The organism is Streptomyces sp. NBC_00390 (assembly GCF_036057275.1).
Taxonomy (GTDB): Bacteria; Actinomycetota; Actinomycetes; order Streptomycetales; family Streptomycetaceae; genus Streptomyces.
Map to the genome: position 1 here is coordinate 7,241,695 of NZ_CP107945.1, position 18,564 is coordinate 7,260,258.

Here is an 18,564-nt window from a genome sequence, read left to right on the forward strand (position 1 = left end):
ACCGGATCAGAGCACGCACTCGGCCTCGGCGTACCGCTCCGCCGGCACGGTCTTGAGGGTCTCGGTGGCCTCGGCCAGCGGCACCATCGTGATGTCGGTGCCGCGCAGAGCGGTCATCATGCCGAACTCGCCCCGGTGCGCGGCCTCGACGGCGTGCCAGCCGAAGCGGGTGGCGAGAACGCGGTCGTACGCGGTCGGGGTGCCGCCGCGCTGGACGTGCCCCAGGATCACCGGGCGGGCCTCCTTGCCGAGCCGCTCCTCCAGCTCGACGGACAGCTGCCGGGCCACGCCCGCGAACCGCTCGTGCCCGTAGATGTCCTTGCCGCCCTCGTCCCACTGCATCGTGCCCTCGCGGGGCTTCGCGCCCTCGGCGACGACGACGATCGCGAACCGCTTGCCCGCCTCGAAGCGCTCCCCGACCCGCTTGGTCAGCTCGTCGATGTCGAAGGGACGCTCAGGCACGACGATGGCGTGCGCGCCGGCGGCCATGCCGGAGTGGAGGGCGATCCAGCCGGTGTGCCGGCCCATGACCTCCACGATCAGCACGCGCTGGTGCGACTCGGCGGTGGTCTTCAGCCGGTCAAGTGCCTCGGTCGCCACCCCGACCGCGGTGTCGAAGCCGAAGGTGACGTCGGTCGACGCGATGTCGTTGTCGATGGTCTTCGGGACGCCGACGATGGGCAGCCCGGCCCGGGAGAGCAGATTGGCGGCCTTGAGAGTGCCCTCGCCGCCGATCGGAATGATCGCGTCCAGACCCAGCTCGGCCACATGCCCCCTGGCCCGCTCCACGCCGTCGCGAAGGTGCGCGGGCTGGACCCGGGAGGAGCCGAGGATGGTGCCGCCACGGGCCAGGATGCCGCCCACCGCGTCGAGGTCGAGCTTGCGGTAGTCGCCCTCCAGGAGGCCCTTCCAGCCGTCGTGGAAGCCGATGACCTCGTCGCCGTGGTCGACGACGGCACGGTGCACGACGGATCGGATGACGGCGTTCAGACCGGGGCAGTCGCCGCCGGAGGTGAGCACACCAATGCGCATAGCCCGAAATACCTTTGCAAAGTGGGCCGACTCCGGACCACGTCGTCCGGTTGGATCCCCGCCACCCTACCGGCGCAGAGTGGCGGGGCCGAACCAGGCGTCCGAGTGCTGGACCGCGCTCCCGGCCGAGTGCTCAGGTGAGCGAACTGCCCGTCAGGCGGGCTGTGTCGCGGTGGCGATCCGCTCCGCGCGCAGCGCCTCGTACCACCGGTCGTCGGTCGGCGGCAGCGCGTTCACGTCCAGCGCCAGCTTCAGCAGCAGATCGGCGATCTGCGGGTTGCGGGCCATGACCGGACCGTGCATGTAGGTGCCGAAAACGGTGTCGTTGTACGCGCCCTCGGTGCCGTCGCCGGTGCCGTTGCCCCGCCCGAGGCGGACCTGTGCGAAGGGGCGGGCGGTGGGGCCGAGGTGGGTGATGCCCTGGTGGTTCTCGAAGCCGGTCAGCTGGGGCAGGCCCAACCGCGGGTCGATGTCCGCCAGTACGTCGCCCACGCACCGCTCACCCTCGCCGCGCGTGGAGACCACGTCGATCAGTCCGAGACCCGGCTCGCGCTCACCGAGGTCGTTGATGAACTCGTGGCCGAGGATCTGGTAGCCGGCGCAGACCGAGAAGATGATCGCACCGTTGGACGCGGCCCGGCCGAGTCCGCCGTCGCGGCGCAGGCGCTCGGCCGCAAGCCGCTGCGGCCGGTCCTCGCCGCCGCCGATCAGATAGATGTCGCCGGACGTGGGGACGGGCTGATCGCTGCGTACGTCGATCCGCATCACGTCCAGGCCGCGCTGCCGGGCGCGGCGCTCCACGACCAGGGCGTTGCCCTGGTCGCCGTAGGTGCTGAGCAGATCCGGGTAGACCCAGACCAGACGCAGACTGCTGTCACTCATGATTGTCAGTCCTTTTCGGGGCCGCGGATCAGTTGCCGACGCGGCGGCGCACGTCCTGGAAAGCGGTGTAGTTGGCGATCAGCTCGATCCGTCCGGGCGGAGCCAGCTGCACCGCCTCGTCGACGGAGTCGCACACCCGGAAGTCCAGGCCCGCGACCTCGAGGCGGACCGCGAGGTCCAGCCTGCGGTCGCCGATGACGAAGATCGGGTGGCCGGCGAGCCGGGTGTAGTCCACGTCCCACAGCCAGGAGGTGTCCGTGCCGTCGGCGCCACGGGCGTTCACGGAGAGGATGACCGGCGTCGGCGGCGGGTCGATCAGGGAGAACGTCTCCAGCCAGCCGGCCGGGTTCTTCGCCAGCAGCAGGCGCAGCTCACGGCCCATGAAGGTGACGACGTCGTACCGGCCGGCCACGGCCTGGACCTGGTACATGCGCTCCAGCGCGACCTGCGGCGGAACCCCGAAGCAGGCGGCGACCGCGGCCGAGGTGGCGGCGTTGGCCTTGTTGGCCCGGCCGGGCAGCTGGAGATGGATCGGCCAGGCGCTGCCGTGCGGGTCGAGAACGTGATCGCCGCTGAGCACCCAGCTCGGCGCGGGGCGGCGGAAGCCGCACTCGCCGCAGAACCAGTCGTCGCCGGGGCGCTGCATCACACCGCCGCAGGACGGGCAGGACCAGGCGTCGTCCTTCCACTCCTGGCCGGCCGCCACCCACACCACGTTCGGCGAGGAGGATGCCGCCCACACGATCAGCGGGTCGTCGGCGTTGGCGATCACGGTGGCCTTGGTGCCGGTCAGGCCCTCGCGCCACTTCTCGGCCAGCATCCGGGTCTCGGCGGCGCGGTCCAGCTGGTCACGCGAGAGGTTGAGCAGCGCGATCGCCTTCGGGGTCACATCGCGGGCGACACCGGCGAGGTACTTCTCGTCGACCTCGATCACGCCGTACCTGGCGTCCGAGCCGCCGGCCAGCGCCGAGGTGATGCCCGCGGGCATGTTGGCACCGAGCGCGTTGGACACGACCGGGCCACTGGCCCGCAGTGCCTCGGCGATCAGCCGGGTCGTGGTGGTCTTGCCGTTGGTCGCCGACACGAGGACGACGTCCAGGTGCTGCGCCAGCCGCCCCAGCAGGTCGGGGTCGAGCTTGAGCGCGACCCGGCCGCCGATCACCGATCCGCTGCCGCGGCCGGCTGCGCGCGACACCGCCGCCGCGGCCTTGCCTGCCGTCACGGCCAGCTTGGCTCGCGGCGTCAAGGCTTCCGAGTTGCCTGACATCGTCCTTGATCCTCCTTGCTTCGGTCCGGAGCCAGCCTATCCAGGTGAGGTGGACCGCCCGTACCTCGGCACCGGGGGAATGGTGTGGAGGTCAGGCCGGAACGGCGGGAATGTGGGGGGAAAGCGGCGGGATCGTACGCTGTGCGCCATGCGAAACCGGCCGATCCCCGGCAGTTCCGGTCTCGTGCGGGCGATGAGCCTGCTCGGCGAACCCGGACTGCACGCCCCCTGCGAGCCCGTCACCGACTTCGGCCCCGAGCTGGCCGAGCTGATCGAGGACATGTTCGCCACGATGTACGCGGCGCACGGCGTCGGGCTCGCGGCCAATCAGGTCGGCGTCCCTTTGCGGGTGTTCGTCTGGGACTGTCCCGACGACGACGACGTCCGCCACCTCGGACATGTCGTCAATCCGCGCCTGGTCGCCGCGGACGGGGTCAGCGTCCGTGGTCCGGAGGGCTGTCTGTCGCTGCCCGGTCTCGAGTCCGGTACGGAGCGCTTCGACCACGCGGTGGTGGAGGGTGCCGACCGGGACGGGGCGCCGGTGCGGGTGGAAGGCACCGGGTTCTTCGCGCGGTGCCTGCAGCACGAGTACGACCACGTGCAGGGGACGGTCTACACCGACCGCCTCACACCCTGGCGCCGCTCGCGTGCCCTGCGCGCGGCACGACGCTCACCGTGGGTGAGTGCCGCCGGGCTGGAACGGCTTCGCGAGGGGCGCAGCGCCCGGTCCTAGCGAGCCGTGGCGGCGGCACCTCGAGGCGCCACCGCGGACGCCGAGGCCGGTGTGAGCGCCCGGACGGGGCCTGGCTAGAAGCCGGGCCCGCCCACGCGGTCGTCGACCTCGAACAGCCGCCCGCACAGCAGGTCGGTCAGGTTCTCCACCAACTCGCTGCGGGAGCAAGGGCGTTCGGCCAGCCACCAGTCCCCGGCCGCATGCATCATCCCGACGACTCCATGGCCCCACGCCCGGGCCAGCCGGTCGCCGTCGGGGCCGAGGTCCACCCGGTCGGCGATCACCTTGCCCAGCTCCTCGCCGAGACGGCGCAGCAGCGGTGCGGAGTGCCGGCCGACGTCGAAGCCCTGCTCGGCGGGCTGGTTGTCCTCGGCCGGGTGCATCAGGAACCGGTAGACCTGGGGGCGCGCCTCGATCGCGGCGAGATAGGTGTCGAGGGTGCCCGCGACCCGCTGGCGGCGGTCGACATCCGCGTCCACCGCCACCTGGAGGGCCCTGAGCAGGGCGTCGGTGTGGCGCTTGGCGAGTGCGCGGTACAGCCCGCCCTTGTCGCCGAAGTGCCGGTAGAGGATCGGCTTGGTGATGCCCGCCTCGGCGGCTATGGCGTTCATGGAGGCGTGCGGTCCGTCGCGGAGCACCACACGGTCGGCTGCCTCGAGCAGCTCCCGGCGCCGCTGCTCGGCCGACCGCTGATGATGTGAGGTCTCCATGATTCGTCTCTCCCCGCCCTTGCGAAATGCGTGACGCGCAAGGTAACACCCACGCACCTGAACACGTGATCGGGCTCTGCTCGGTTGACATGGGCTACTAACCGGTAACATACTGATGTTACCGGAAGTAACGCGCTGGTGGGCGCCGTAGTACTGGAGGGGACATGACCGAGTTCACGCTCGATCTCAATGACGACCAGAAGCAGGTCCGTGACTGGCTGAACGGCTTCGCCAAGGACGTCATGCGCCCGGCCGCCGCCGAGTGGGACGAGCGTGAGGAGACCCCCTGGCCGGTCATCCAGGAAGCGGCCAAGGTGGGCATCTACTCCCTCGACTTCTATGCCCAGCAGTTCTTCGACCCCACCGGGCTCGGTATCCCGATGGCGATGGAGGAGCTCTTCTGGGGCGACGCGGGCATCGCCCTGTCGATCGTCGGCACCGGCCTCGCGGCCATCGGCGTCATCGCCAACGGCACCGAGGAGCAGATCGGCACCTGGATCCCCCAGATGTACGGCGACGCCAACGATGTCAAGCTCGCCGCCTTCTGCTCCTCCGAGCCGGACGCCGGCAGCGACGTCGGTGCCATGCGCACCCGCGCGGTCTACGACGAGGCCAAGGACGAGTGGGTGCTCAACGGCACCAAGACCTGGGCGACCAACGGGGGCATCGCCAACGTCCACATCGTGGTCGCCGTCGTCGACCCGGAGCTCGGCTCCAAGGGCCACGCCTCCTTCATCGTCCCGCCGAACACCCCCGGCCTTTCGCAGGGCCAGAAGTTCAAGAAGCACGGCATCCGTGCCTCGCACACCGCCGAAGTGGTCCTGGACTACGCCCGCGTCCCCGGCCACTGCCTGCTCGGCGGCAAGGAGAAGCTCGACCACCGCCTGGCGAAGGCCCGCGAGCGTGCCAGGAGCGGAGGCGAGCGGGTCAAGAACGCCGCGATGGCCACCTTCGAGGCATCCCGTCCGGCCGTCGGCGCCATGGCGGTGGGCACCGCCCGCGCGGCGTACGAGGAGGCACTCGAGTACGCCAAGACGCGCGAGCAGTTCGGCCGCCCGATCATCGACAACCAGGGGATCGCCTTCCAGCTCGCCGACATGCGCACCCAGATCGACGCGGCACGGCTGCTCGTGTGGCGCGCCTCCTGGATGGCGACCACGGGCAAGCCGTTCACCTCGGCCGAGGGCTCGATGTCCAAGCTGTTCGCCAGTGAGACCGCGAAGAAGGTCACGGCCCAGGCCATCCAGATCCTGGGCGGCAACGGCTACACACGCGAATATCCGGTGGAGCGCATGCACCGCGACTCGGCGATCTACACGATCTTCGAGGGCACCAGCGAGATCCAGCGCCTGGTCATCGCACGGACCCTGGCGGGCCTGCCGATCCGCTGACGGCCCGGTGACGCCGGAGGCTGCGGTCCCGCCCGGGACCGCAGCCTCAGTGTGCGTGCGTGGCGCAGGTTCAGCGGCGCGTCAGCTTCTCGATCAGCATCGAGGGCAGCAGCACCGCGACAAATGCGCCCTTGAACAGCAGCGGCGTCCCGAAGAGCGCCACAAGGACGCCGATCAGGGGTCTGTCGGCCGTGAAGTCGACCCCCAGCGGTGCCCAGGCGCCGCCCGTGAACGCCTCGTACGCCGCCCAGAGCGCCAGCAGCGCTCCGAGGGCTCCGCCGCAGAAACCGGCGAAGACGGGCCAGCTGCTTCCTTTGCTCGTGCCTGCCATCAAGTCCCCCCCGGGATGGTGATGTGCGAAACAGCCGCTCGGTACGGCCTCAGGCGGACAGCAGCGCCTCGATCGCCGCCAGGACCTCAGGAGCCTCCGGCTCGGTGCGCGGGCGGATCCGGGCCACGACCGCGCCGTCCTTGCCGATCAGGAACTTCTCGAAGTTCCACTGGACGTCACCGGCCTCGCCGTCCGCGTCCGCGACCTTGGTCAGCTCCGCGTACAGCGGGTGGCGGTCCTCGCCGTTCACGTCCGTCTTCTCCAGCATCGGGAACGTCACGCCGTAGGTCGCCGAGCAGAACGACTGGATCTCGTCCGCGGTGCCCGGCTCCTGGCCCGCGAACTGGTTGCACGGCACACCGAGCACGGTGAAGCCGCGCTCGCCGTACTCCTTCTGCAGGCGCTCGAGACCTGCGTACTGCGGCGTCAGCCCGCACTTCGAAGCCACATTGACCAGCAGGACGGCCTGTCCGCGATATGCAGCCAGGGTGGTGTCCTCACCCGTCAGCGTGCACAGCGGGATGTCGTACAGAGTCATCGCGTTCTCCTCGTCGAAAAGCGTTCGACAGCCATTGTGGACCGCACGCAGAAACCGGGACGACGCCGGAGCGCCCGCCGAGTGCGGCGACCGGGCCGAATTCGCCCCAACTCCCGCGCCTGCGCGGAAAATCTGCACAATGAACGCGTGCCGGCTTTCACCGACCCGCAACACGCCGACGGTACGTCGGTCCGCTTCGACACGGCGCCGGGTGAGGCACCGCCCGCCGGGGCCCTGGAAGGCGCCCTGCCCGACGGCACGGGGCACAGCGGGCGCGGCGCGACTGCGCGACCGGCAGGAGCAGGCGCTGACGGTGCCCATCGACCCGTGCTTCAACAGCCGGCCGGAGATCGAGCCGCACCGGCTCGGGCACCGCACCGGCGGGGCCTGCCTCGACCTCGCGGCCTGGATCGTCGCAGGCGGACGAGGAAGTCCCCGGACGCCTGATCACTCAGCGGATCGGACGGAACAGACCCTCCTGCACCACCGACACCAGCAGCCGGCCCTCACGGTCGTAGATACGGCCACGGGCCAGGCCCCGGCCCCCCGTGGAGATCGGCGACTCCTGGTCGTACAGGAACCACTCGTCGGCGCGGAACGGGCGGTGGAACCACATGGCGTGGTCCAGCGATGCCATGTCGAAGCCCCGCGGCCCCCACAGCGGCTCCACCGGGATGCGCACCGCGTCCAGCAGCGTCATGTCGCTCGCGTAGGTCAGTGCGCAGGTGTGCACCAGCGGATCGTCGCCCAGCGGGCCGACTGCGCGCATCCACACCGCACTGCGCGGGTCCGCGTCCTTGATCTCCTCCTGCGTCCAGCGCAGCCGGTCCACGTACCGGATGTCGAACGGCTGCCGGCGGGCCATCCGCTCCAGCGCCTCGGGCAGTGCGCCCAGGTGCTCCTTGATCTCCGCCGTCACCGACGGCAGCGTCTCGGGGGCCGGGAAGTCCAGGCGCGGCGGCAGCTGATGCTCGATGCTGCCCGGCTCCGGGCGGTGGAAGGACGCCGTCAAATTGAAGATCGTCTTGCCCTGCTGGATGGCGGTGGTCCGGCGGGTGGTGAACGAGCGGCCGTCCCGAACCCGTTCGACCTGGTAGACGATCGGTACGCCGGGGATGCCCGGCCGCAGGAAGTAGGCATGCAGCGAATGCACCGGGCGTTCGCCGTCGGTCGTGCGACCGGCGGCGACCAGCGCCTGGCCCGCCACCTGCCCGCCGAAGACACGCTGCAGCGACTCGTTGGGGCTGCGCCCGCGGAAGATGTTGACCTCGATCTGCTCCAGGTCGAGCAGATCGACGAGCCGCTCGGCGGGGTTGGTCATCGGCACGGTCCTCTCACAGCTGGCCGACGGACGTGACACGCACGACGGCGCGGCCTTCCTCGTCGGAGGCCGCTAGATCGACCTCCGCGCTGATTCCCCAGTCATGATCGCCGTTCGGGTCGGCGAAGGTCTGACGCACCCGCCACAGTCCGTGCCGCGCATCCTCCTCGATGGACAGCAGCTTCGGGCCGCGGGCGTCCGGGCCGGTGCCGAGGTCGTCGTACTCGTCCCAGTACTTGTCCATCGCCTCGCCCCACGCCTGTTCGTCCCAGCCCGACTCGGCGTCCAGCTCGCCCAGCTCGCCGACGCGGTCGAGCGCGGCGAGCTCGACACGGCGGAACATGGCGTTGCGCACCAGTACCCGGAACGCCCGGGCGTTCGCCGTGACCGGCTTGACCTGGTCGGCCTTCTCCTGGGCCTCCTCGGCCGTCTCCACCTCGGGGTTCGCCAGCTGCTCCCACTCGTCGAGAAGGCTGGAGTCGACCTGGCGGACCATCTCGCCCAGCCAGGCGATCAGATCCTGAAGGTCCTCGGTCTTCAGATCGTCCGGGATGGTGTGGTCGAGCGCCTTGTACGCGCCGGCGAGATAGCGCAGCACGATGCCCTCGGTGCGGGCCAGTTCGTAGAAGGACGTGAACTCCGTGAAGGACAGCGCCCGTTCGTACATGTCACGGATGACGGACTTCGGCGAGACCGGGTGGTCGCCGACCCACGGGTGGGACTTCCGGTAGACGTTGTACGAGTGCCAGAGCAGCTCTTCCAGCGGCTTCGGGTACGAGATGTCCTGGAGCCGCTCCATCCGCTCCTCGTACTCGACGCCGTCGGCCTTCATCGCGCCGACCGCCTCGCCGCGGGCCTTGTTCTGCTGGGCGGCGAGGATCTGGCGCGGGTCGTCCAGGGTGGACTCCACGACCGACACCATGTCCAGGGCGTACGACGGCGATTCGGGATCCAGCAGATCGAAGGCGGCGAGGGCGAACGTGGAGAGCGCCTGGTTGAGCGCGAAGTCCTGCTGGAAGTCGACGGTGAGCCGGATGATCCGGCCCTGGGCGTCCGGTGTGTCGAGGCGCTCCACCACGCCGCCGTCAAGCAGGGAGCGGTAGATCGCGATGGCCCGGCGGATGTGCCGCAGCTGCTGCCTGCGCGGCTCGTGGTTGTCCTCCAGAAGCTTGCGCATGGCGTCGAACGCATTGCCCGGACGGGCGATCACCGACAGCAGCATGGCGTGGGTGACCTTGAAGCGGGAGGTCAGCGGCTCGGGGTCGGAGGCGATGAGCTTCTCGAAGGAGTTCTGGGACCAGGCGACGAAGCCTTCCGGGGCCTTCTTGCGGACCACCTTCCGCTTTTTCTTCGGATCGTCGCCCGCCTTGGCGAGGGCCTTCTCGTTCTCGATCACATGCTCCGGCGCCTGGGCCACGACAAAGCCGGCGGTGTCGAAGCCGGCCCGGCCGGCGCGGCCCGCGATCTGGTGGAACTCACGGGAGCGGAGCGTGCGGACACGGCTGCCGTCGTACTTGGTGAGCGCGGTGAACAGCACCGTACGGATGGGTACGTTGACGCCGACGCCAAGGGTGTCCGTACCGCAGATGACCTTCAGCAGACCGGCCTGGGCGAGCTTCTCGACGAGGCGGCGGTACTTGGGCAGCATGCCGGCGTGATGGACGCCGATGCCGTGGCGTACGTACCGGGAGAGATTGCGCCCGAACTTGGTGGTGAAGCGGAAGTTGCCGATCAGCTCGGCGATCCGGTCCTTCTCCTCGCGCGTGCACATGTTGATGCTCATCAGCGACTGGGCGCGCTCGACCGCCTGCGCCTGAGTGAAGTGCACGATGTAGACCGGAGACTGCTTGGTCTCGAGCAGCTCGGTCAGCGTCTCGGTGATGGGCGTCGTGACGTACTCGTACGACAGCGGTACGGGACGGGTCGCGGAGCGCACGACGGCGGTGTCACGGCCGGTGCGGCGGGTCAGGTCCTTCTCGAACATCGAGACGTCGCCGAGCGTCGCCGACATCAGCACGAACTGTGCCTGGGGGAGCTCGAGAAGGGGGATCTGCCAGGCCCAGCCGCGGTCCGCCTCCGCGTAGAAGTGGAACTCGTCCATCACGACCTGGCCGATGTCGGCGTTCTTGCCGTCCCGGAGCGCGATGGAGGCCAGGACCTCGGCGGTGCAGCAGATGACGGGCGCGTCCGCGTTCACGGAGGCGTCGCCGGTGAGCATGCCGACGTTCTCGGTGCCGAAGAGCTTGCAGAGGTCGAAGAACTTCTCCGAGACCAGGGCCTTGATCGGCGCGGTGTAGAACGTGACCTCGTCCCGGGCCAGGGCCGCGAAGTGCGCACCCGCCGCGACCAGGCTCTTTCCCGAGCCGGTGGGGGTGGAAAGGATCACGTTGGCCCCGGAGACCACCTCGATCAGCGCCTCCTCCTGAGCCGGGTAGAGCGCGATACCCCGGTCCTCGGCCCATGAGGAGAAGGCTTCGAAGAGGGCATCGGGGTCGGCGTTCGGCGGGAGCTGATCGATAAGGGTCACGCCCCCATCTTGCCTGGCTTCCCCCCGGATGGGGGAACCGGCCGCCCGCCCCCGACGGGGAACCGGCCGCAGAGCGGAAGATCACGGGAGGTACCCTGCCCTGTCAACTGGGCTTCACCACAACTGCAATGGGGCGGGGACACGCACATGATGGGACCGGCGCACTCTCTGTCCGGGGCGGCCGCCTGGCTGGGGGTGGGCGCGGCGACCGCGGCCGCCGGCCATCCGATGCCGTGGCCCGTCCTCGTCGTCGGCGCGCTGATCTGCGCCGGAGCGGCGCTGGCGCCGGACCTGGACCACAAGGCGGCGACGATATCGCGGGCGTTCGGGCCGGTGTCGCGGAGCCTGTGCGAGATCGTCGACAGGCTGTCGTACGCCGTCTACAAGGCCACGAAGAAGCCCGGCGACAAGCGCAGGACCGGCGGCCACCGCACGCTGACGCACACCTGGCTGTGGGCGGTCATGATCGGCGCGGGCACGTCGGCCCTCGCGATCTTCGGGGGCCGCTGGGCGGTCCTCGCGATCCTCTTCATCCACCTGGTCCTGGCGGTCGAGGGCCTGCTGTGGCGGGCCGCCCGCGTCTCCAGCGATGTCCTGGTGTGGCTGCTGGGCGCGACCAGCGCGTGGATCCTGGCGGGCGTCCTGGACAAGCCGGGCAACGGGGCGGACTGGCTGTTCACCGCCCCCGGCCAGGAATACCTCTGGCTGGGGCTGCCGATCGTGCTCGGCGCCCTCGTCCACGACATCGGCGACGCGCTCACCATCTCGGGCTGCCCGATCCTGTGGCCCATACCGGTGGGCCGCAAGCGCTGGTACCCGGTCGGGCCGCCGAAGGCGATGCGGTTCCGGGCGGGGAGCTGGGTGGAGCTGAAGGTGCTGATGCCGGTGTTCATGCTGCTCGGGGGAGTGGGCGGGGCGGCGGCGCTGAACGTCATCTGACGTGGCTCGGCCGCGGCCCGGGCGGGCGCCGTTACGCGCCCCCGCCCCGGGCCTGCACGGTCACGGCAGCGACCAGCGGTGCACCCGCGAGCCGTGCCGGGTGAGCCACGTACCGGCCCGTATCCCCCGAATCTGCGGCCGCACCGTGAGTGCAGGCCGTCTCCGACTCGGGCGAGCTATCCATGCCAGGACCTCCACAGCGCCGCATACGCCCCGTCCGCGGCTACCAGCTCGTCGTGGCTGCCCAGTTCGCTGATGCGGCCGTTCTCGACGACGGCGATCACGTCGGCGTCGTGTGCGGTGTGCAGCCGGTGGGCGATCGCCACGACCGTACGGCCGTCGAGGACCCGGGCCAGTGAGCGCTCCAGGTGCCGGGCCGCGCGCGGGTCCAGCAAGGACGTCGCCTCGTCCAGGACCAGCGTGTGCGGGTCCGCGAGTACCAGGCGGGCCAGCGCGATCTGCTGGGCCTGGGCCGGGGTCAGCGCGAGGCCGCCGGAGCCGACCTCGGTGCCCAGGCCGTCGTCCAGGCCCTGCGCCCACCCGTCCGCGTCGACCGCGCCCAGGGCCGCCCACAGCTCCGCGTCCTCGGCCCCCGTCCGCGCGAGCAGCAGGTTGTCGCGGAGCGAGCCGACGAACACGTGGTGCTCCTGGTTGACCAGAGCCACATGCTCACGCACCCGCTCGGCGGGCATCCGGGACAGTTCGGCCGCCCCGAGCGTGACCTGGCCCGCCCGTGGCGCGTAGATGCCCGCGAGCAGCCGGCCCAGAGTGGACTTGCCCGCGCCCGACGGGCCGACCAGCGCCAGGCGCGTACCGGGCGCCACATCCATCGAGACACGGTGCAGCACATCGACACCGTCGCGGTACCCGAAGTGCACCTGGTCCGCGCGGACCGCGCGTCCCTCGGGCCGGACCTGGGCGTCGCCCGCGGCGGGCTCGATCTCCCGTACGCCCACGAGCCTGCCCAACGACACCTGAGCGACCTGGAGTTCGTCGTACCAGCGCAGGATGAGGTTCACCGGGTCCACCATCATCTGCGCGATCAGTGCCCCGGTGGTCAGCTGCCCGACGCCGATCCAGCCCTGCAGGACGAACACGCCGCCGATCATCAGGACCGATCCGAGCACGGTCGCATGCGTGACATTGATGACCGGGAAGAGTACGGAGCGCAGCCACAGCGTGTACCGCTCCCAGGCCGTCCACTCCTTGATCCGCTGGTCCGACAGCGTCACCCGGCGCGCCCCGAGCCGGTGCGACTCCACCGTCCGTCCGGCGTCGACGGTCTCGGCGAGCACGGCGGCCACCGCCGCGTACCCGGCCGCCTCCGAGCGGTAGGCCGCCGGCGCCCGTTTGAAGTACCAGCGGCAGCCGATCACCAGCACCGGCACCGCCACCAGCACCGCCGGCGCGAGGGGCGGCGCGGTCACGGCGAGCCCTCCGAGCAGCAGAACGATCCAGAAGACACCGATCGTCAGCTGCGGCACGGCCTCACGCATCGCGTTCCCCAGCCGGTCGATGTCCGTGGTGATCCTGGAGAGCAGGTCGCCCGTACCGGCCCGCTCCAGCACGCCCGGCGGCAGCCCGACGGACCGCACGAGGAAGTCCTCGCGCAGATCCGCGAGCATCCGCTCACCGAGCATCGCGCCGCGCAGCCGCACCAGACGTACGAACACCGCCTGGACGACCAGGGCGAGCGCGAACAGCGCGGCCGTGCGCTCCAGATGCAGCTCGCGCGCCCCGTCCGCCGCCCGCTCCACGAGTGAACCGAGCAGCCACGGCCCCGCCATCGAGGCCGTGACCGCGACCGTGTTGACGGCGATGAGCAGGGCGAAGGCGCGGCGGTGCCGCCTGACCAGCTCGGCCGCATACGCCCGCACGGTCGCCGGCGTGCCCACCGGCAGGGTGTTCGCCGTCCGGGGAGCCGCCGGATCGTACTCCGGCGGCGCCACGCCGATCATGCCGACTCCTCGATGTCGATGGATCCGACGGCCTCGAGCCCGTCGATGGTGGTTTCGCTCAACTCCTGCGCCAGGGCGAGCTGTTCCGCTTCCGTCTCGCGGGTCACGACGGCTCGGTAACGCGGTTCCTTGTACAGCAGTTCACGGTGCAGGCCCACCGCCGCCACCTCGCCCTCGTGGACCAGGACGACCCGGTCGGCCCGGTCGAGCAGCAGCGGCGAAGAGGTGAAGAGCACGGTCGTACGTCCACTGCGCAGCGCCCGCACCCCCTCGGCGATCCGCGCCTCGGTGTGCGAGTCCACGGCCGAGGTCGGCTCGTCGAGCACCAGTACCTCGGGATCGGTCACCAGCGAACGCGCCAGGGCCAGCCGCTGCCGCTGCCCGCCGGACAGCGAGCGGCCGCGCTCGGTGATGGGCGCGCCCGACGGCTCCCCGTCCAGCGACGCCTGTGCCAGGGCCTCGAGCACATCCCCGCACTCGGCCGCGGCCAGCGCCGCGGCAGGCGACACGGCACCGGACGCAGGCACATCGAGCAGCTCGGTCAGGGTGCCCGACAGCAGCACCGGGTCCTTGTCCTGCACGAGTACCGCGGCGCGGGCGCCGTCCAGCGGCAGTTCGTCCAGCGCCACACCCCCGAGCAGCACGGACGGCAGCCCGTCCGGGTCGGCGACATGCCCGCCGAGCCGTTCAGCGAGCCGGCCCGCCGCGTCCGGATCCCCACACACGACGGCGGTCAGCTCACCGGCCGGGGCGAGCAGCCCGCAGGCAGGGTCGTACAGATCGCCGGCAGGCGAAGTGCCGGTCGACTCCGCACTGCCGGCCGAAGCCCGCTCCAGCGACAGCACCCGGGCCGCGCGCCGGGCCGAGGGCCTGGAGAAGGAGTACGCCATGGCCATCTCCTGGAAGTGCTGGAGCGGGTAGCTCAGCAGCATCACCGCGCTGTACACGGTGACCAGTTCACCGATCTCGATCCTGCCGTCGCCGACCAGCCCGATGCCGTACCAGACCACGGTGATCAGCAACAGGCCCGGAAACAGCACCTGGAGTGCCGTGATCAGCGACCACATGCGGGCGCTGCGGACGGCGGCCCTGCGCACCTCCTGCGACGCACGGCGGTAGCGTTCGAGGAAGAGCTCCTCACCGCCGATGCCCCGCAGCACCCGCAGGCCCGCGACGGTGTCGGAGGCCAACTCGGTGGCCCTGCCCGCCTTCTCGCGCTGGGTGTCCGCGAGCCGGGTGGCCCGGGGAAGCAGCGGCAGCACACCGAGCGCGAGCACGGGCACGCCGATCGCGACCAGTACACCGAGGGCCGGCTGGTACACCAGGAGCGCCGCACAGACGATCACGACGGTGACGGCGGCGGCCAGGAACCGGGAGACGGCCTCCACGAACCAGCCGATCTTCTCGACGTCTCCGGTGGACACCGCGACCACTTCACCGGCGGCAACCCGCCGGGTGAGCGCAGAGCCCAGCTCGGCGGCCCTGCGGGCCAGCAGCTGCTGGGTACGGGCGGCGGCGGTGATCCAGTTGGTGACGGCCGTACGGTGGAGCATGGTGTCGCCGGACGCGATCCCGACCGCGGCGAGCGCGATCAGCCCGCCGGCGAGGGCGAGTGCCGTCCCGGAGCGCTCCACGACGGCCTGCACGGCAAGACCCACGCCGTACGGCAGCGACATCACGGACACGAAGTGCAGCAGCCCCCAGCACAGCGACTTGACCTGACCGCCGAGCTGGTTGCGCCCGAGCCAGAAGAGGAACCGGGGGCCAGACCGTACATCCGGTACACCTGGATCGGGATACGGAAGATCGCGAATCTGCATGACGTCCCAGATCGTTCGGAAATACCGCTCGGACGTGCAAGGTTCGCTCTCCGAGGTCGCCGGCAGCAAACGAATTTCGGGCGAGACGGCACAGAATGCGCCATGGTCCGTCCACCGCGTCGGACGCATCCGGACGGAGCGTTCCCGCGCGACCGGTGCACGGCTCTGCCCACGGGGTCAGCGACGGGTCGCGCGCTCCAGTTCCAGCAGCGCCGAGTAGTAGCGGCGACCCGTCGCCCGCTCCATACCGATCTCGCACATCCGGTTGGCGCACAGATGGGCGTCGTAGTGCCGGGCGGTGACCTCGGCGGCCTCACGGGCCGTGGCCGCCTCCGTCAGCTCCTTGTGGAGCATTCCGCGGTCGCCCGCGAAGGCACAGCAGGCGGCGTCATCGGGAACCACGACCTTCTCCGCGCACGCCTGAGCAAGGGCGCGCAGCTGCGCCTCGTCACCCAGATGCCGCATCGAGCACGTGGGATGCACCACCGCGGAGCCGGCTTTGCGCAGCACCGTGAGCCGGGGGAGCAGCTCCTCCGCGGCCCAGACGAGGGAGTCGAGGACCGTCAGCGCGCCATGCAGTGCGCGGTTGCCGTCGGTGAGATACGGGACCACCTCATGGGCGATGCCGAGCGTGCAGGAGGAGGCGTCGACGACCAGGGGCAGGGTGCCGCCGACGGTCCACGCCCAGGCGGCCTCCACGATGCGGTTGGCCATCAGCCGGGCGCCCGCCTCGTACCCCTTGGAGTGCCAGATCGTCGCGCAGCATGTGCCTGCCACATCGCCCGGAATCCAGACCGGCCGGCCGGCGCGGGCCGACAGCGCGACCACCGCGCGGGGCAGCGAGGCGGCCAGTCCGGTCCGTGGACCGTCGTCGGGGCCGCCGAAGATGCGGTTCACGCAGGCCGGGTAGTACACGGCGGCCGCGCCGACGCGCTGCGTACGGGGCAGCCTGCGGGGAGCCGCGCCAGGGATCTGCGGCAGCCACTCGGGAACGAGATCGGGGCGTACCGCCTTACGGGCGAGCCCTGTCGCCGAGGTGAGCAGCCGCGCGCCGACCCGGTCCGCCGCGGCGACCGCGAGCCGGGCCGAGGCCTCGACGGCACGGAAATTCCGCGCCGTCAGTTCGGCGATGCGCTCCTCGTGTGCCGAGTGGCGCCGGTGCCGGAAGTCCTTCATCAGCGCACCGGTGTCGATGCCGACGGGGCACGCCAGCTTGCACGTCGAGTCACCCGCACAGGTGTCGACGGCGTCGTAGCCATAGGCGTCGAGCAGGCCCTGCTCGACCGGTGAACCCTCCGGCTGCCGCATCATCTCCCGGCGCAGCACGATCCGCTGACGTGGCGTCGTGGTCAGATCACGGCTGGGGCAGGTGGGTTCGCAGAAGCCGCACTCGATGCACGGATCGGCGATCGCCTCAACGGCCGGAACGGTCTTCAGCCCGCGCAGATGCGCCGCGGGATCGCGATCGAGGACGATCCTGGGGGCCAGCACCCCGTCGGGGTCGATGACCTGTTTCGTGCGCCACATCAGCTCGGTGGCCTTCGGTCCCCACTCCAGTTCGAGGAAGGGGGCGATATTGCGTCCGGTGGCGTGCTCGGCCTTCAGGGAGCCGTCGAAACGCTCCACCGTCAGCCGGCAGAACTCGTCCATGAACGCGGCGTAGCGGCCCACGTCCTCCGGGAGGGCGGCGTCGAAGGCGAGCAGGAAGTGGAGATTGCCGTGCGCGGCATGGCCGGCGACCGCCGCGTCGAAACCGTGCCGGGTCTGCAGCTCCAGCAGCGCCTCGCATGCCTCGGCCAGCCGCACGGGCGGCACCGCGAAGTCCTCCGTGATCAGCGTCGTGCCCGGCGGGCGCGCCCCGCCCACCGCCGTGACGAACGCCTTGCGCGCCTTCCAGTAGCCGGCGATCGTGCGTGGGTCACGGGTGAACGCGTTGGTGACGGACGGCACGGGGGCCACCAGCTCGAGTCGGGCCAGCACACGGGCCGCGGCCAGCTCGTACGCATCGAGGTCGCGGGTGTCGGGGGCCCGGAACTCGACCAGCAGCGCCGCCGTGCCGTCCGGCAGACCGGCCCAGTCGGCGGGCACACCGGCGACGCTCACCGAAGCGCGCAGGGTGTTGCGGTCCATGAGCTCCACGGCCAGTGCACCCGCGTCGTTGAAGTGCGGGACGGCGCCCGCGGCCGCGGGCAGGGAGGGGAAGAACAGCAACGCGGAGGCGACCTCGCGATCGAGAGGGAGGGTGTCGAAGACGACCTCGGAGATGAATCCGAACGAGCCCTCGGAGCCGACCATCAGCCCGCGCAGGATCCCCACGGGTGTCGCGGCGTCCAGAAAGGCGTCGAGCCGGTAGCCGTTCGTGTTCTTGATCGCGTACTTGGCGCGGATACGGGCCGTCAGCTCACGGTCCGCCTCGATCTCCGCCTTGATGGCCGTCAGACCCGCGCACAGCCGCGGCTCGGCGAGCGCGAGACGCGCGTCGGCGTCCGGCTCGCCGGTGTCCACGACGGTGCCGGACGGCAGGACGAACGTCAGCGAGGAGACGGTCCGGTACGAGTTGCGCGTCGTCCCGGCCGTCATGCCCGACGCGTTGTTCGCCACGACCCCGCCGATCGTGCAGGCCACGGCGCTCGCCGGGTCAGGGCCGAGCACCCGGCCGTGCCGGGCGAGGGCGGCATTGGCGCGCACGACCGTCGTCCCGGGCCGCACCCGGGCCCGCGCGCCGTCGTCCAGCACGTCGATGCCTGCCCAGTGACGGCGCACGTCGACCAGGATGTCCTCGCCCTGTGCCTGCCCGTTGAGCGACGTGCCCGCGGCACGGAAGACGATCTTGCGGCCCTTGCCGTGCGCGTACGAGAGCACCGCCGAGACGTCGTCGATGTCTTCGGGCACCACGACGACTTGGGGCACGAAGCGGTACGGGCTGGCGTCGGAGGCGTAGCGGACCAGATCCGAGACCTTCCACAGGACCTTGTCCGGGCCGAGCAGGGCGATGAGCTCACCGCGCAAGGGCTCGGGCGTGCCGGAAGCCAGCCGGTCCGTCACCCGGTCGGGGGACGGCCTGCGCTTTGTCCCTGGGCGGAGTGCTTCCGGCTTCGGCTCCAGCAGCGGCATG

Annotated in this window: 14 protein-coding genes; 3 read left to right on the top strand and 11 right to left on the bottom strand. The window is 70.9% G+C overall.

The features are described from left to right. Positions 1-6: 6 nt before the first annotated feature. The 3 genes from OHS70_RS32190 to OHS70_RS32200 form a co-directional block, all read right to left on the bottom strand. Positions 7-1,032, bottom strand: coding sequence for a 6-phosphofructokinase (locus tag OHS70_RS32190; protein WP_328403281.1), 1,026 nt, complete (start codon positions 1,030-1,032; stop codon positions 7-9). A gap of 153 nt (positions 1,033-1,185) precedes the next feature. Beyond that, entirely contained in the window at positions 1,186-1,914 is a 729-nt protein-coding gene (locus OHS70_RS32195; protein WP_328403283.1) for a type 1 glutamine amidotransferase, read from the bottom strand. A gap of 28 nt (positions 1,915-1,942) precedes the next feature. After that, positions 1,943-3,181: a Mur ligase family protein gene (locus tag OHS70_RS32200; RefSeq protein ID WP_328403285.1), complete on the bottom strand. Its 1,239-nt coding sequence runs from the start codon at positions 3,179-3,181 to the stop codon at positions 1,943-1,945. Positions 3,182-3,329: 148 nt separating this feature from the next. Here OHS70_RS32200 and def point away from each other — a divergent pair, with 148 nt between their 5' ends. After that, positions 3,330-3,914 carry a peptide deformylase gene (def, locus tag OHS70_RS32205; protein WP_328403287.1) on the top strand — a complete coding sequence of 195 codons (585 nt, stop codon included), beginning with the start codon at positions 3,330-3,332 and terminating at the stop codon, positions 3,912-3,914. 74 nt (positions 3,915-3,988) lie between these two features. Here the strand turns inward: def and OHS70_RS32210 are convergent, their stop codons facing one another. Then, the gene (locus OHS70_RS32210) at positions 3,989-4,624 is read right to left on the bottom strand and encodes a TetR family transcriptional regulator (RefSeq protein WP_328403289.1); all 636 of its coding nucleotides are present in this window, start codon (positions 4,622-4,624) and stop codon (positions 3,989-3,991) included. A 164-nt stretch (positions 4,625-4,788) separates the two neighbouring features. Here OHS70_RS32210 and OHS70_RS32215 point away from each other — a divergent pair, with 164 nt between their 5' ends. Beyond that, a complete protein-coding gene (locus OHS70_RS32215) occupies positions 4,789-6,015 on the top strand; it encodes an acyl-CoA dehydrogenase family protein (RefSeq protein WP_328403291.1) in 1,227 nt (408 codons plus the stop codon). Positions 6,016-6,085: 70 nt separating this feature from the next. Here the strand turns inward: OHS70_RS32215 and OHS70_RS32220 are convergent, their stop codons facing one another. The 4 genes from OHS70_RS32220 to OHS70_RS32235 all read right to left on the bottom strand — a co-directional run bounded on the left by OHS70_RS32220 (position 6,086) and on the right by OHS70_RS32235 (position 10,732). Then, complete coding sequence (locus OHS70_RS32220) at positions 6,086-6,346, bottom strand: hypothetical protein (RefSeq protein WP_328403293.1); 261 nt, start codon at positions 6,344-6,346, stop codon at positions 6,086-6,088. A gap of 49 nt (positions 6,347-6,395) precedes the next feature. After that, positions 6,396-6,884: a glutathione peroxidase gene (locus OHS70_RS32225; protein ID WP_328403295.1), complete on the bottom strand. Its 489-nt coding sequence runs from the start codon at positions 6,882-6,884 to the stop codon at positions 6,396-6,398. A 451-nt stretch (positions 6,885-7,335) separates the two neighbouring features. Further along, entirely contained in the window at positions 7,336-8,205 is an 870-nt protein-coding gene (locus OHS70_RS32230; RefSeq protein ID WP_328403297.1) for an acyl-CoA thioesterase, read from the bottom strand. A gap of 13 nt (positions 8,206-8,218) precedes the next feature. After that, positions 8,219-10,732 carry a DEAD/DEAH box helicase gene (locus OHS70_RS32235; RefSeq protein WP_328403299.1) on the bottom strand — a complete coding sequence of 838 codons (2,514 nt, stop codon included), beginning with the start codon at positions 10,730-10,732 and terminating at the stop codon, positions 8,219-8,221. A 147-nt stretch (positions 10,733-10,879) separates the two neighbouring features. Here OHS70_RS32235 and OHS70_RS32240 point away from each other — a divergent pair, with 147 nt between their 5' ends. After that, complete coding sequence (locus tag OHS70_RS32240; protein WP_328403301.1) at positions 10,880-11,671, top strand: metal-dependent hydrolase; 792 nt, start codon at positions 10,880-10,882, stop codon at positions 11,669-11,671. Between the two features lie 176 nt (positions 11,672-11,847). Here the strand turns inward: OHS70_RS32240 and OHS70_RS32245 are convergent, their stop codons facing one another. From OHS70_RS32245 to OHS70_RS32255, 3 genes are all read right to left on the bottom strand, one after another. Next, positions 11,848-13,629, bottom strand: a complete 1,782-nt coding sequence (locus tag OHS70_RS32245) for an ABC transporter ATP-binding protein (RefSeq protein WP_328403303.1) — start codon at positions 13,627-13,629, stop codon at positions 11,848-11,850. Beyond that, positions 13,626-15,449 carry an ABC transporter ATP-binding protein gene (locus OHS70_RS32250; RefSeq protein ID WP_328403305.1) on the bottom strand — a complete coding sequence of 608 codons (1,824 nt, stop codon included), beginning with the start codon at positions 15,447-15,449 and terminating at the stop codon, positions 13,626-13,628. The genes OHS70_RS32245 and OHS70_RS32250 overlap by 4 nt, the downstream gene beginning before the upstream one ends. 177 nt (positions 15,450-15,626) lie before the next feature. Continuing rightward, the gene (locus tag OHS70_RS32255) at positions 15,627-18,563 is read right to left on the bottom strand and encodes an FAD-binding and (Fe-S)-binding domain-containing protein (RefSeq protein WP_328403307.1); all 2,937 of its coding nucleotides are present in this window, start codon (positions 18,561-18,563) and stop codon (positions 15,627-15,629) included. Between the last annotated feature and the right edge of the window lies 1 nt (position 18,564).

Bases quoted from the DNA above. Each gene is read 5' to 3' on its own strand.
- OHS70_RS32190 (WP_328403281.1), bottom strand. From the start codon at position 1,032: ATGCGCATTGGTGTGCTCACCTCCGGCGGCGACTGCCCCGGTCTGAAC.
- OHS70_RS32195 (WP_328403283.1), bottom strand. From the start codon at position 1,914: ATGAGTGACAGCAGTCTGCGTCTGGTCTGGGTCTACCCGGATCTGCTC.
- OHS70_RS32200 (WP_328403285.1), bottom strand. From the start codon at position 3,181: ATGTCAGGCAACTCGGAAGCCTTGACGCCGCGAGCCAAGCTGGCCGTG.
- def (WP_328403287.1), top strand. From the start codon at position 3,330: ATGCGAAACCGGCCGATCCCCGGCAGTTCCGGTCTCGTGCGGGCGATG.
- OHS70_RS32210 (WP_328403289.1), bottom strand. From the start codon at position 4,624: ATGGAGACCTCACATCATCAGCGGTCGGCCGAGCAGCGGCGCCGGGAG.
- OHS70_RS32215 (WP_328403291.1), top strand. From the start codon at position 4,789: ATGACCGAGTTCACGCTCGATCTCAATGACGACCAGAAGCAGGTCCGT.
- OHS70_RS32220 (WP_328403293.1), bottom strand. From the start codon at position 6,346: ATGGCAGGCACGAGCAAAGGAAGCAGCTGGCCCGTCTTCGCCGGTTTC.
- OHS70_RS32225 (WP_328403295.1), bottom strand. From the start codon at position 6,884: ATGACTCTGTACGACATCCCGCTGTGCACGCTGACGGGTGAGGACACC.
- OHS70_RS32230 (WP_328403297.1), bottom strand. From the start codon at position 8,205: ATGACCAACCCCGCCGAGCGGCTCGTCGATCTGCTCGACCTGGAGCAG.
- OHS70_RS32240 (WP_328403301.1), top strand. From the start codon at position 10,880: ATGATGGGACCGGCGCACTCTCTGTCCGGGGCGGCCGCCTGGCTGGGG.
- OHS70_RS32245 (WP_328403303.1), bottom strand. From the start codon at position 13,629: ATGATCGGCGTGGCGCCGCCGGAGTACGATCCGGCGGCTCCCCGGACG.
- OHS70_RS32250 (WP_328403305.1), bottom strand. From the start codon at position 15,449: ATGCAGATTCGCGATCTTCCGTATCCCGATCCAGGTGTACCGGATGTA.
- OHS70_RS32255 (WP_328403307.1), bottom strand. From the start codon at position 18,563: ATGCCGCTGCTGGAGCCGAAGCCGGAAGCACTCCGCCCAGGGACAAAG.